At 67.4% G+C, this 13,204-nt stretch carries 14 protein-coding genes; all 14 read left to right on the top strand.

Features of this window, described 5'->3' with window-relative positions:
* The first annotated feature begins 538 nt into the window (after nucleotides 1-538).
* The 14 genes from KUO17_RS12820 (at nucleotide 539) to KUO17_RS12755 (ending at nucleotide 13,166) form a co-directional block, all read left to right on the top strand.
* The gene (locus KUO17_RS12820) at nucleotides 539-733 is read left to right on the top strand and encodes a Flp family type IVb pilin (RefSeq protein WP_217975927.1); all 195 of its coding nucleotides are present in this window, start codon (nucleotides 539-541) and stop codon (nucleotides 731-733) included.
* A gap of 18 nt (nucleotides 734-751) precedes the next feature.
* On the top strand, nucleotides 752-1,312 hold the full coding sequence (locus tag KUO17_RS12815) for an A24 family peptidase (RefSeq protein WP_217975926.1): 561 nt from the start codon (nucleotides 752-754) through the stop codon (nucleotides 1,310-1,312).
* A 14-nt stretch (nucleotides 1,313-1,326) separates the two neighbouring features.
* Nucleotides 1,327-2,241, top strand: coding sequence for a Flp pilus assembly protein CpaB (cpaB, locus tag KUO17_RS12810; protein ID WP_217975925.1), 915 nt, complete (start codon nucleotides 1,327-1,329; stop codon nucleotides 2,239-2,241).
* A gap of 63 nt (nucleotides 2,242-2,304) precedes the next feature.
* A complete protein-coding gene (locus KUO17_RS12805; RefSeq protein WP_217975924.1) occupies nucleotides 2,305-3,828 on the top strand; it encodes a type II and III secretion system protein family protein in 1,524 nt (507 codons plus the stop codon).
* A gap of 17 nt (nucleotides 3,829-3,845) precedes the next feature.
* Nucleotides 3,846-4,496, top strand: a complete 651-nt coding sequence (locus KUO17_RS12800; RefSeq protein ID WP_217975923.1) for a CpaD family pilus assembly lipoprotein — start codon at nucleotides 3,846-3,848, stop codon at nucleotides 4,494-4,496.
* Between the two features lie 15 nt (nucleotides 4,497-4,511).
* Nucleotides 4,512-5,750, top strand: coding sequence for a CpaE/TadZ family protein (locus tag KUO17_RS12795; protein WP_217975922.1), 1,239 nt, complete (start codon nucleotides 4,512-4,514; stop codon nucleotides 5,748-5,750).
* 16 nt (nucleotides 5,751-5,766) lie between these two features.
* Nucleotides 5,767-7,128, top strand: a complete 1,362-nt coding sequence (locus tag KUO17_RS12790; protein ID WP_217975921.1) for a TadA family conjugal transfer-associated ATPase — start codon at nucleotides 5,767-5,769, stop codon at nucleotides 7,126-7,128.
* Nucleotides 7,125-8,108: a type II secretion system F family protein gene (locus KUO17_RS12785; protein ID WP_217975920.1), complete on the top strand. Its 984-nt coding sequence runs from the start codon at nucleotides 7,125-7,127 to the stop codon at nucleotides 8,106-8,108. Before KUO17_RS12790 ends, KUO17_RS12785 begins: the two co-directional genes overlap by 4 nt.
* Nucleotides 8,105-9,076 (top strand): type II secretion system F family protein, encoded by a 972-nt coding sequence (locus KUO17_RS12780; RefSeq protein WP_217975919.1) that lies wholly within the window; start codon nucleotides 8,105-8,107, stop codon nucleotides 9,074-9,076. Before KUO17_RS12785 ends, KUO17_RS12780 begins: the two co-directional genes overlap by 4 nt.
* A gap of 31 nt (nucleotides 9,077-9,107) precedes the next feature.
* The gene (locus tag KUO17_RS12775; protein ID WP_217975918.1) at nucleotides 9,108-9,959 is read left to right on the top strand and encodes a tetratricopeptide repeat protein; all 852 of its coding nucleotides are present in this window, start codon (nucleotides 9,108-9,110) and stop codon (nucleotides 9,957-9,959) included.
* A 7-nt stretch (nucleotides 9,960-9,966) separates the two neighbouring features.
* On the top strand, nucleotides 9,967-10,536 hold the full coding sequence (locus KUO17_RS12770) for a TadE/TadG family type IV pilus assembly protein (protein ID WP_217975917.1): 570 nt from the start codon (nucleotides 9,967-9,969) through the stop codon (nucleotides 10,534-10,536).
* Nucleotides 10,533-11,105 (top strand): TadE/TadG family type IV pilus assembly protein, encoded by a 573-nt coding sequence (locus KUO17_RS12765; RefSeq protein ID WP_217975916.1) that lies wholly within the window; start codon nucleotides 10,533-10,535, stop codon nucleotides 11,103-11,105. The genes KUO17_RS12770 and KUO17_RS12765 overlap by 4 nt, the downstream gene beginning before the upstream one ends.
* A gap of 5 nt (nucleotides 11,106-11,110) precedes the next feature.
* On the top strand, nucleotides 11,111-11,506 hold the full coding sequence (locus KUO17_RS12760) for a YbaN family protein (RefSeq protein WP_217975930.1): 396 nt from the start codon (nucleotides 11,111-11,113) through the stop codon (nucleotides 11,504-11,506).
* A 100-nt stretch (nucleotides 11,507-11,606) separates the two neighbouring features.
* Nucleotides 11,607-13,166: a TadE/TadG family type IV pilus assembly protein gene (locus KUO17_RS12755; RefSeq protein WP_217975915.1), complete on the top strand. Its 1,560-nt coding sequence runs from the start codon at nucleotides 11,607-11,609 to the stop codon at nucleotides 13,164-13,166.
* The last annotated feature ends 38 nt before the right edge of the window (nucleotides 13,167-13,204 follow it).

Raw genomic sequence — 13,204 nt, 5'->3', positions numbered from 1 at the left:
GTCCAATTTTCATGCCAGAAATAATTTAATCGTTAACTATCAATGACTTGTATTTTTACTGTTCATTTTTTGATCGTTTTTATCTGAAAAAACCCGAAAAAGTGCGCAACTTCTTGCGCAGTACTGCGCAAGAAGTTGCGCACTCGTCTGTACATGACAGCCCATATGGCCTGCAGCGATGTATGCACAGGGTTATCCACATTTGAGTGCGCAAGAAGTTGCGCAGTGGGTAAAAATCGAAGAATCGGATTTTTGCTATTGCAATTCTGTAAAACACGAAAAATCGCAATTTCCCTGCCTAACAGCGCCGCGTGAAACTGAATTTATTTGACCGTTCGTCGGAAAATGTCACGCACCAGCCATTGCTCAGCACCCGCCATCCAACACCGCAAAACACCCGCTCTCTCGCCGCCTTCGCCACGCCCTTCGTTAAGCATTCTTAATGGTTGGCGCCTTGCCCGCCAATTGAGAATAAATCTTAATATCGCCACGCCCAGACGGGCCTTTCTTCCACACCGCCTTACACCGGAGACAGTCCATGAACCACCGCATCCGCGCCTTCCTCAACGACGAAAGCGGCGTCACCGCCATCGAGTACGGCATCCTCGCCGCCGCCATGGCCGCGGCCATCGGCATCATCTTCGGTGAAGACGGCGTGTTCATCAGCGCGCTCAAGGACCGCTTCCGCGCCATCGGCGACCAGATCAGCAACACCAACGGCAACGCCCAGTAACCCGGTCGCCTGCCCGCCATGAACAGCCCACTCGCCTTCTATGTGCTCATTCCCGCCCTGTGCTGGGTGATCGCCTCGGACCTGCTCTACCGGCGCATCCACAACCTGCTGGTGGTGATGCTGTTGCTGGTGTGGTGCGCGCTGCCGGTGTTCGGCCTGCTCGGCCTGGGCCCCTGGGCCGGCCTGGGCACCGCCCAGGTGTTCAATACCGTAGGCAGCGCCCTGCTCGGTGGGCTGGCGGTACTGGCGGTAGGTTTCGTGCTGTTCAACCTGGGCCAGGTCGGCGCAGGCGACGTCAAGCTGATGGCCGTGCTGTGCCTGTGGAGCTGCGGCAGCAACCAGACCGCCTTCCTGATCGTCACGGCGCTGGCCGGCGGCATCCTGTCCCTGAGCATGCCGCTGCTGAACCTGTTCGAACAGGCCTGTGCACGGCTCTGGCTGCGCCTGTCCACGCACCTGCCGCAACTGGGCATTGCGACCCCGACGGTGCTCACCACCGAGCGCCCGCAGGGCTTGCCCTACGGCCTGGCGATCGCCGCCGGCAGTTTCTACACCTTGTTGTTTCCCATTCACTCCTGACGACCGGTTGACCCATGAAAACCCCTTCCGTCCTTCTTCTGGCTGGTGCCCTGGTACTGGCTGGCGGCGCCGCCCTGCTCGCCCGCGTGCTGCTGGCCCCGGCGCCCGCACCGGCGCCTGTCGTCCAGGCCCAGGCCGCGCCCGAGCCGCCCAAGCCTGCAGTGCTGGCCCTGGCCCGCGACCTGGAACCCGGCCAGTTCATCGACTACAGCGCCCTGACCTGGCAGCAAGCCGATCGCGAGCTGCCCGCCTCGCAGTACTACATCCGCGATCAGGACGACATGAGCCTGGTGGTCGGTGCCACCGTGCGCACACCGCTGCGCGCCGGGCAGCTTTTGACCAGTTCCAGCGTGGTACGCGCGGATGAACCGGGCTTTCTGGGGGCGGTGCTCAAGCCCGGCATGCGCGCCCTGTCACTGCCCACCAGCGCCGTGGCCGCCGGTGCCGGGCTGGTGGCCGCCGGTGATCGCGTCGACGTGATCCTGAGCCTCGACCAGGAAGCCCTGAGCGGCGCTGAAACCAGCGGCACGCCCCCCTTCCCGCCACCGCTGGCAGCCCAGACCCTGCTGCGCGACGTGCGCGTACTGGCCCTGGACCGTACCGCACGCAGCGACGTGACCCTGCGCGATGCCAAGCGCGAGGCCGCCACCGGCAAATCGCGTCGCCAGGAAGTGTTCTTCGACACCGTGACCCTCGAAGTCACCCCGCGCCAGGCCGAGCGCCTGGCCCTGACCAAGGAAATCGGCGTGATGCAACTGGCGCTGCGCAGCAGTCGCGAAGCCACCAAGGGCATCCCGCAAAGTGGTACCCGCGAGGTCACCCGCCTGGCCCAGGCCGCCGACCTGTACCCCAAGCCGACCGCGATAGTGCCCCCGATCATGCTGTACCGGGGCAACAAGGTCGAGGCGGTGCTGCCCCTCCAGCACTGACCCCCAATTCTGCCACCGCCCCTGTTGCAGGGGCATTGACCGGCCCTTTCGGAATTCTTGACGATGAAGTTCGCCCCCACCTCCCATGCCTTGTCGCTGTCCTGCGCGCTGGGCCTTGGCCTGATCTGCTCAAGCCCCCTGCACGCCGAGGTCGTGGTGCTCGACCCGCCCCTGGACCTGCCCGCGCAGTACCCTGAAGCTGCGCCCGAGGGGGGTGTGCAAGCGCCCGACTACGACGCAGGCGACAACTACATCGCCTCTGCCCCGGCGCCCCCCGCGCCTGCGGCGCCGATCCTGCCCAAGACCCTGACCGAGGTGAAGGAAACCCGCGACGTGCACTTGCTGCTCAAGCAGGGCCGCCTGCTGCAACTGCCCAAGGTGGCCGCCAAGGTACTGGTGGCCGACCCGAAAGTGGCCAGCTACCAGGTGCCGGGCCCGGGCAGCGTGTTCGTGTTCGCCGAGGGCGCGGGCACCACCACCTTGTATGCACTGGATGCGCAGGACCAGGTGATCGCCGCAATCCGCGTGATCGCCGACTACGACCTGGGCGCCCTGAGCAAGCAGATCGCCGCTGAAGTACCGGGCTCGCAGGTCGAGTTCGGCCCGTCCTCGGGCAAGGGCCTGATCGTGCGTGGCACGGTGCGTACCCCGCAGCAGGCCCGTCAGGTGATCAATGCGGTGGAGGCCTACCTCGGTGCGCCCAGCAGCAGCCCCAACGGTGGCGGCGGTGGTGGCGGCAGCGACGGCCCGCGGGTGGTCAACCAGCTCAAGGTCGAGCTGTCGGCCCAGGTCAACCTGAGCGTGCGCATCGTCGAGGTCTCACGCAGCCTGACCTCGGAACTGGGCCTTAACTGGGAGGCCACGCTCAAGAACGGCAACTACTTCTTCCGTAATGCCGGCGGCCTGTTCGATGCCAGCACCGGCGTGTTCAACGGAGGCAGCGCAGTCAACGCGGTGGCCGGCGGCTTCCACCGCTTCGGCTCCACCACTGTCGGCGGCCTGCTCACGGCGCTCTCCGAGGACGGCCTGGCCACGGTACTGGCCGAGCCCAACCTGACCGCCATGTCCGGTGAGACCGCAGGCTTTGCCGCCGGCGGCGAGGTGCCGATCGTGATCATCACCAACAACAACGTGACCATCGAGTACAAACAGTACGGCGTGATCATGCGCATGACCCCCACCCTGCTCTCGCCCAACCGCATCAGCCTGCACGTGGCACCCGAAGTCAGCGACCTGAGCGACGAAGGCGCGGTGATGCTTGAAGGCAACGTGATCCCCGCGTTCAAGGTGCGCCGCGCCGACACCACGGTGGAACTGGCCAGCGGCCAGAGCTTCGCCCTGGCCGGCATGCTGCGCAGCAACATCGACCAGCAGGTCACCGGCGTGCCGGGACTGCGCAGCATCCCCGGCATCGGACGGCTGTTCGAAACCCACAAAGGCAGCCAGGAAGACACGGAGCTGGTGATCATCGCCACCGCCAACGTGGTCGAGCCGACCTCCCCCAGCGCATTGCAGACCCCCGGCCGCGGCATCCGCGCGCTGGACGCGCAACTGCCGAGCCAGGCTTCGGCCGGCTACCTGTACTAAGTCTCGGAGCCCTGCCCATGCACGTCGCCAAACCCCTGTTCGTCGCCCTGTCGCTGTCACTGCTGCTGGGCGCCTGCGATCGCAACGTCAACAACCAGCGCATCGCCACCTATACCCCGTTTCCGGAAAACCTGGCGATCCAGGCCAAGCCTTCGGCCATGGTCGCCAACCTCAAGGCCACCGGCCATGGCGGCCTGAGCCGCGAGTCGCTGGCCGACCTCAATACCCTGTTGCAGCGCCAGGGCCGCGTGACCCAGCAAACCCTGACCCTGCGCCCCACCAGCCTCGCCGGTGAGCAGGTGGCCATGCGCCTGAGCGAAGCACTCAAGCAACTGGGCGCACGCCAGGTGATCGTGGCGCCCACCCAACTCAGCGCCAGCACTGCCAGCACCGCCGACCTGCAGGTGGTGTCCGAAGCGGTGGTGGCGCAGATCCCGGACTGCCACATCGCCGACCCGACCCGCTGGACCGTGCACCCGTTCATGGCTGTCGGCCCGCTGGGCTGCGCCAACCGCGCCAACATCGCCGCCATGCTCGCCGACCCGCGTGACCTGAACCGCGCCCAGATGCTGGACGGCGGCGACGGTGTGGCAGCGGTCAACGCCGTGGAGCGCTACCAGCGCCACGAAACCGTCGAACTGCTCGATATCGACTTCAACAAAGACTGACCGGGGAGCGATCCGATGAACGACACCACGCGTACCACCCTGCCCGGCAGCGAAGAGCGCCCGCCGCTGATGCTGTTTGCCGCTACTGCCGCCGACACCGCGCAGTTCGCCGAATACCTGCAGCGCCTCGGCCTGCCGGCCCACCTGGCCCAGCCTGGCGGCTTTGCCGCTGCGCTGCAGTGGTGCGAAGCGCAATCAGCGCCCGAGCTGCTGCTGGTCGACCTCGACGGCCAGGCTGCGCCCCTGCAGGCGATTGCCGAGCTGACCCAGGTATGCCCGCCCTCGTGCCGGATCATCGCCCTGGGCAGTGCCCACGACCTGAACCTGTACCGCGCCCTGCTGCACAACGGCGTATTCGACTACCTGTGCAAGCCGCTGCCGCTGGACCAGCTGGCCAGCACCCTGCGCCGCGCCAACGACCCGCAGCCCGGCCTGGCGCAAGGCTCGCGCATGGGGCGCACGATTGCGGTCACCAGCGCCTCTGGCGGGCGCGGCACCAGCACCGTGGCCGCCGCCCTGGGCCTGCTGCTGACCCAGCGCCGGCACAGCAGCACCGCGGTGGTGGACTTCGACCGCGGGCGCAGCGACCAGGCCCTGCTGCTGGGTTTTGACGGCGACGCTGGCCTGGCCGGTGCGCTGAGCGCCGGCGAAGTCGACTCGCGCTTTCTCGAACGCTCCATCGGCCAGGTCAGCGAACGCCTGTTCCTGCTGGCCCAGCACGCCGACCTGCGCAGCGCCGACCACTTCAGCAGCGAGCAGGTGCTGGACCTGGGTGCGAGCCTCTGCCAGTTGTTCAACCAGGTGGTCTGGGACCTGCCCGGCGGGCGCTGCCATGGCGCGCTGGAGGTGCTGAGCCATGCCGACACGCGCATCCTGCTGTGCGACTTCAGCGTGCAGGATGCGCGCAACACCCTGCGCCTGCTGCGCGAGATCGGTGACGAAAGCAACGGCCAGCGCCTGTTGCTGGTGGCCAACCCCGGCCGCGCCGGGCACACCGACGTGGTCGAGCGCCAGCAGTTCGAAGACTTCGTGGGGCGCAAGGTCGACCTGCTGCTGCCCAATGTCGGCAGCGCGCTGGCCGACAGCCTGCTGGCCGGCCCCCTGCAGCTCACGCGCAGCCCGGCCCTGGAACGCGCCCTGCTCGACCTGGCCGACCTGGCCTGTGGCCGCCAGCCCGAACAGCACGTGGCAGCCCCCAGCAGTCTGATCCTGCGCCTGCGCCAGGCACTTGCGCGCCCACGCCGCGCAGCCTGAACCGAGGAGATCGCCCATGCTCATCCGACATACCCGCAAACCGGCCCCCGTGGCCGCACCACAACCGGTCGCGCCTGCCGTGCAAGAAGTACGCGCCACCAGCGTGCAGCGCAACACGGCGGCCAAGCCCGGCGACACCCTCGGCACCCAGAACCGCAAGCTGATCCGCGACCAGCTGTACGACCAGATCGACCCGCTCAAGGCCGCAAGCCTTGGCCGCGACGCCCTGCGTCAGCAGATCGAGGCGGTGATCCGGCGCATCTGCGACGACAGCCGCTTGCAGCTGTCGCGCCAGGAAGAGCAGGCCGTGGGCGAGGAAATGCTCAACGAGATGGTCGGCATCGGGCCGATCCAGCCGTTGCTCGCCGACGACACGGTCAACGACATCCTGGTCAACGGTGCCGGCCAGGTGTTCGTCGAACGCTTCGGCAAGCTGGAGCTGTCGCCGATCACCTTCATCGATGAAGAGCACGTGTTCAACACTGCCCAGCGCATCGCCGCAGCAGTGGGCCGGCGCATCGACGAAAGCCACCCGATGGTGGATGCGCGCCTGGCCGACGGCAGCCGGGTCAACGTGATCACCTACCCGCTGGCGATCGACGGCACCACCATCTCGATCCGTAAGTTCATGCGCCGCAACATGTCCCTGGAAATTCTCGCCGAGCGCGGCGCGTTATCCCAGGAAATGGTCGAGGTGCTCAAGCGTGCCATGCTGGCCAAGCTCAACATCATCGTCTCGGGCGGTACCGGTGCGGGCAAGACCACCCTGCTCAACGCGCTGTCGCAGAACATCAGCGATGAAGACCGGGTCATCACCATTGAGGACGCCGCCGAACTGCAACTGCAACAGCAGCACGTGGTGCGCCTGGAAACCCGCCCGGTCAGCGCCGAGGGCACCGGCAAGGTCGACCAGCGCGACCTGGTGCGCAACGCCCTGCGCATGCGCCCCGACCGCATCATCCTGGGCGAGGTGCGTGGCGGCGAAAGCTTCGACATGCTGCAGGCGATGAACACCGGCCACGACGGCTCGCTCTGCACGGTGCACTCCAACACCCCGCGCGACGCGATCATGCGCATGGAAAACATGGTGATGATGGCCAGCATGCAGTTGCCGCTCGAAGCCATCCGCCGCCAGATCGCCAGCGCCGTGAACCTCATCGTGCAGGTCGAGCGCATGCGCGATGGCGGCCGGCGCATCGTCTCGATCACCGAAGTGTGCGGCATGGAAAACGACGTGATCCAGACCCAGGAACTGTTCGGTTTCACCACCACCAGCGTGGACGCCGACGGTCGCCTGATCGGCCAGTTCAACGCCAGCGGCCAGCGCCCGCTGTTCTACACCAGCCATGCGCACCTGTTCGGGGGGTACGGCGGATGAACACGGTACTCGATCTGTTCACCCTGCTGGTGTTCCTGTGCGTGCTGGCCGGGTTCTATGCCGCACGCGGCATGAGCCGCAAACGCCAGCGCGCCGAAGCCCAGGCCGAGCGCCTCGACGCACTCAAGGCGGTGTTCGAGGGCCAGGGCCAGGCGCGGGTCGAGTCCGCCCAGAGCGTGCTCAAGACCCTTGACGTACCCACCTTCGCCACCTGGCCCGTGGTGGGCCAGGCGCTGGGCCGGGTGTGGCTCGACCTGCAGGTGCTGGGCTGGCGCGACAGCCTGCGCCCGCGCCTGATCGCCCTGGGCCTGACCAGCCTGCTGGTGGGCATCGGCCTGGGCCGGCAGATGCCGATGCCGTGGCTGATGGGCAGCCTGCTGACCCTGGCGAGCTTCTTCGGCATCGGCCTGGGCCTGTACCGCAGCGCCATGGCCAAGCACCTGAACGAACTCAAGCTGAACCTGCCCCAGGCCATCGACGCGATCACCCGCGCAGCGCGCGCCGGGGTGCCGGTGACCAATGCCTTCGCGCTGGTGGCACAGAACATCAACGGCCCGCTGGCCGTGGAGTTCGCCCTGATCGACAACTGGCTGCGCCTGGGCGTGCCGCTGCGCCAGGTGATGCAGGACTCGGCCACCCGCGTGCCGCTCAACGAATACCGCTTCTTCGCGGTGATCCTGATCATCAACCAGGAAGCCGGCGGCCGCCTGGGCGAAACCCTCGACCGCTTGTCCGCCACCCTGCGCGAGCGCCAGGAACTGTTCCTCAAGGTGCAGGCCAAGACCTCCGAAGCGCGCGCCTCGGCCAAGATCGTCGCGGCCCTGGTGCCGTGCGCGCTGGGCTACATGTACCTGAATTCGCCACGCGACTTTCACTTTCTGCTCGAAGACCCCACCGGCAACACCGTGCTGTTCTATGCGCTGGGCAGCGTGACGCTGGGCTTGCTGATTACCCACCTGATGGTCCGGAAGGTCACATGAACACACTGCTCACCGATCCGTATGTGCACCTGGCCCTGGGCCTGCTGCTGTGTGGCCTGGGCATCGGCCTGATCGGCCTGTACCGCCAGCAGCAGCGCCCGACCCTGAGCCTGCGCCTGACAGCGCCGGGAGCGGTGCGGCCCGGCACCGGCGCGGCCGCGAACAACGACATCCTGCGCCAGCAGGGCCTGCAACTGCCTGCGCGCCTTTTGGCGCTGTCGCAGGCGCTGGCACGCACCGGCGAAGGCATGGCCGGCACCGCCAGCGACCGTGCCAAGCTGCTGCGCCTGTTGAGCATGGCCGGCTTTCGCCAGGCCGAGGCGCTGGGCCTGCTGATGGTCGGCAAGTACCTGCTGGGCCTGCTGCTGGTCGTGGTGGCGGTGTTCGGCGGGCTGGAGTCCGGTTCGCGCCTGGGCCTGAACGGCGTGGCCGCCGGGCTGATCGCGCTGTTCGTCGGCACCACGCTGCCGGAGCTGTGGCTCAAGCTGCGCGCCGCGCGCCGTGGCGGGCGCCTGGAGCGCAGCCTGCCCGACGCGCTGGACCTGATGGTGATCTGCGCCGAGGCCGGCCTGCCGCTGGGCCGGGTGCTGCAGGTGGTGTCCAAGGAAATGGCCCTGTCGGCGCAGGAGATGGCCGACGAGCTGCGCTACACCTGCGCTGAACTGCAACTGCTCAGTGACCGCGCCAAGGCCCTGCTGAACCTGGCCGAACGCACCGGCGTGGCCGGCATCGAGACCATGGTCTCGACCCTGATCCAGGCCGAACGCTACGGCACGCCGCTGTCGCAGGCACTGCGCACCATTTCCGACGAAAGCCGCAAGACCCTGATCCTCACGCTGGAAGAGCGTGCCGGCAAGCTGCCGGCGCAGCTCAGCGTGCCGCTGATGACCCTGATCCTGCCGCCGATCATCGCGATGATGGGTGCACCGGCCATGGTGCGCATCGTGCGCCTGCTGGCACCGAACTGACCTATTCACCTTGACCCCCGAGCCCCTGCGCATGCCTCGTTACCTGACCACCCTGACCCTGCTTGCCCTGCTGACCCTGAGCGGCTGCGCCAACCTGGGCAGCCTGCCCGGCAGCGCCGCCCCCGCCGGCAAGGAAGCCCGCGAAGCGCTGAAACTGGCCCGTGTGCTGCGCGACAACGGGCGCCTGCCCGGCGCCTATGAGGTGTACCAGCGCATGGACCAGCGCCAGCAGCTCAGCGGCGCCTACCTGCTCGAATACGCCAGTGTCGCCGCCGCCGTGCGCCCGGCCGGCGAGAGCTATGCATTGTATGAGCGTGCGCGCCGCGAGCTGGGCCCGGACGTCGCCAGCATCGCGCCTGCCCAGCGCCAGGCCCTGTGCACGGGCCTGGCCCGCGCCGCGCTGGCGCTGGGCAATGCGAGCAACGCCGAGCGTGACTTTCGCTGCGCCCTGAGCGCGGCGCCCGAGGATGCCCAGGCACTCAATGGCCTGGGCGTGGCGCAAACCCTGCTGGGCCAGGCGCAGCAGGCACGTGCCTCGTTCACCCAGGCCTTGAGCATCAACCCAGGCTACAGCGCCGCCACCAACAACCTGGCCCTGAGCTGGCTGGCCGAGGGCAACAGCGCCCAGGCCATCGGCCTGCTCAATGGCGCCCGTCACCAGGGCGACGTGTCGCTGCAACTGAACCTGGCGCTGGCCTACGTGCTCGAAGGCCACGACGACACCGCGCGGCGCGTGCTCGAAGAGCAGTTGGAGCCTGAATACGCCACGCGCATCCTCGAGCGCTTCAGCGCCACCCGCCAGCGCATTGCCAGCGGTGCACCGCTGGCCAGCGAACTGCTCGCCGCCAGCCAGCAGCCGCTGGCCCTCAGCGCCCAGGACTGAGCCGACGATGAGCTTACTTGACGCCCTGCGGCGCCTGCGCCGCCGCCAAGACGGGGTGACCGCGGTGGAAACCGCGTTCGTGCTGCCGGTGCTGCTGTTCGGCCTGATGATGCTGTTCGAACTGGCCCACATCGCGCTGGTGATCGGCGCCGGCAACCTGGCCCTGGAGCATGCCGTGCAGCGCTTTCGTGAGCAGCCCAACTTCTACAACCTGAGCGCCGCCGCCATGGAGCAGCAGATTGCCCAGCGCATGGATGAGCGCAGCTTCGGCCTGTTCAAGACCTCGGAACTGAAAGTCGACGTGCTGCCCTTCGACAGCCTCAAGCGCTTTGGCGAAAGCCAGTTCGGCAGCAGCGAAGGCGCCGAAGAGGCGCTGGAAGGCGAGGACCAGGCCGGTGTCGACGAGGCCGAGAACCCCGTCACTGCGCCGCCGATCCTGAGCGTCACGGTGGACCTCAAGCAGTCGTTCATGACCGCCATGCCGGCCCTGTTCGGCCTGGGCGAAGGCTACCAGTACCAATACCGCCACCTGCTCGGCAACCTGATCAACGGTGTGGACGACGAGGACCCGCAATGAACGCCAAAGCGCAACGCGGCAGCGCGCTGCTTGAAACCATCCTGCTGCTGCCGGTGCTGATCGGCATCACCCTGCTGGCGGCCGACCTGTACATCCTGCACCAGGCCCGCAGCTACCTGGAGCAGTCGGCGCACAACGTCGCCTCGGTGATCGGCGCGCAGGGCAGGCTGGATGCCAACGGGCTGCGCGCACTGATCGAGCAGGCCGCCTCGACCCAGGTGCTGCACAACTACGAGATGATCATCAGCAAGGTCGAGAACGACCGCAGCATGCAGTGGCGCCCGCTGCACCGCGGCCCGGCGCAGGGCTTGTGCACCGCCTACAGCGAGGGCAACCGCTACACCGGCGAACTGCCCGAGGCGTTGCCCGACCCGGAGGACGAAGACACCGGCACCCGCACCTCGCTGATCGTGGTGCAGGTGTGTCGCAGCAGCGAAGACCTGGCCCTGAGCGACGCGCTGATCGGCGGTGCCACCCTTGAAGCCATGGCCATCAGCCGGCTGCAGCATGGCACCCCGAGCCTGGACGCTGCACTGACCCGCGAGCTCGACCCGCAGGAGACCCCATGAGTACGCTGCCGGTGCCCGCGCGCGGCCTGAAACGCGCAGCCTACCTGCTGCTGGCCTACGCCAGCCTGGGCCTGGCGATCCTGGGGGTGTTCGTGCCCGGGCTGCCGAGCACCGAGTTCGTGTTGCTCAGTGCCTGGGCCGCGGCACGCAGTTCGCCGCGCCTGAGCCGCTGGCTGGAGCAGCATCGCGTGTTCGGCCCGCTGCTGCGCAACTGGCGCAATGGCGGGGTGATCACGCGCAAGAGCAAGGCCATCGCCAGCCTGGCCATGGGCGCCTGCCTGGCGCTGCTGGTGTGGCATCAGCCGCCGCTGTGGCTGGCGCTGTGCGCCGGCGGCGGCATGGCCTGCGGCGCGCTGTACATCTGGTCGCGCCCGGAGCAGCCGCAGATTAAGCAATCTTAATGGTGCGCCGATTGTCGATAACAAGAATTATTCCTATCTTTGCCGCCACCTGAGCCGTGCTAAACCCGGCCTGAACCTGCTACAGGACCTCGCCTTGCGCATGCCCCGCCCTCTTCGCCCTGCCCTGCTCCGCCGCTTCGCCGCCCAACAGCAAGGCGCCATCGCCCCCTTCGCGATCCTGGTGCTGGGCGGCGCGCTGCTGGTGATCGCCTACGTCATCGACCAGGGCCGCGCCCTGGAGAACAGCGCCCAGCTCAAGCGCGCCACCGATGCCGCGGCCATGGCCGTGGGCAACCAGCGCCTGCTCGACGACCGCATGAGCGAGGCCCAGATGCAAAGCATGGCCAGCAGGTACGTGATGGCCAACCTGGGCATGGACCGTGAACTGCGCGAGCAGATCGGCCAGGCCTCGGTCAGCGTCAGCACCGCACGCAGCGAAGCCGGGCGTCTCAGCATTCGCGTGCAGGCCGACTTCGACGCGCAGTCTGAGCTGTTCCAGGCCAACACCACACGCATCCAGGTGGCCTCCACCGTCGAGGTGGTCAACCGGCCGGTGGAGATCGCGCTGATGCTGCCCAATACCAACAGCGAAAGCGCTGCCGACATTGCCGCCCTGCGCCGTTTGACGCGGGATTTCGCCCGCGACGTGATCGGCACCCGCCCCGATGCCAGGACCTGGGTGGCGCTGGTGCCCTACAGCCAGTCGGTGAACGTGTACGACCCCGAGGACAGCAACCGCATCCTGCGCTGGTCGACCCCCGCGGCGCTGCGCCCGGTGGAGCTGCGCTCGCTGTTCACCCGCTATGCGGGCCTGAACGACCGGCGCATCCCGGACCGGCGCGCCAACCTGCTGTGCATGTACCGGGGCCTGGGCACGGGCCAGAACTACTACTGGGACCAGGCGCCATCCGGGCAATTCAAGATCCACTACCGCCACGACCTGGTGGAGAACGGCAGCCCGCGCGCCCCGGCGATCTCCTGGGTGGGACCCAACCCGGATTTCGGTGAAGCCAACGGGGCCAACGACACCCGCTGGATGGTGGCGGACAGGGGCTGCCCGCATGCCCCGCTGCTGCCGCTGACCCGCGACCTGAACAAGATCGAGGAGCGCCTGCCGATGTTCGAGACGCGCTTCAACGTCAACTACGCCATCGCCATGGGCTGGGCCGGCATGGCCCTGTCGCCGCAGATGCGCGGCACTGCCGGCTGGGGCGACGCCGAACTGCCGATGGACTTCAACGCCGACAACCAGGGCGACAACGTCAAGATCGTGGTGATGCTGGCCAACACCGTGGGTGACTGGTTCGATACCGACAGCTACAACGCCGAGGTCGGCCAGGCCATCGACGGCGACACCGAGCCCGGCGAAGGCGGCAAGAACGCCGCAAGACAGCGTTTCATCAACCTGTGCAACAGCTTTCGCGCGCGCGGCCTGAAGTTGCATTTTCTCGGCGTGCGCCCGGGCGATCCGAACGAGTTCGGCCGCCGCCTGTTCGACCAGGTCGCCGGCCCCGGCCTGCTGATCTGTACCCAGGGACGCGACAACATGCTGTTCGCCAACGCCACCAACTTCAGGGATGGCGAAGCGCAGATCCGCAACCTGCTCAAAGAAATCTCCGACAAGATCAAGCATGAGCGCTACGTGCGCCTGATCGACTGATTCGCCCGCCCCTGCCCCTTTTTCAGTTATCGACAAGG

The sequence above is a fragment of the Pseudomonas aegrilactucae genome (assembly GCF_019168305.1).
GTDB lineage: Bacteria > Pseudomonadota > Gammaproteobacteria > Pseudomonadales > Pseudomonadaceae > Aquipseudomonas > Aquipseudomonas aegrilactucae.
The sequence above is the reverse complement of the archived record's forward strand: the minus strand, read 5'-3'. Positions and strand labels throughout refer to the sequence as shown.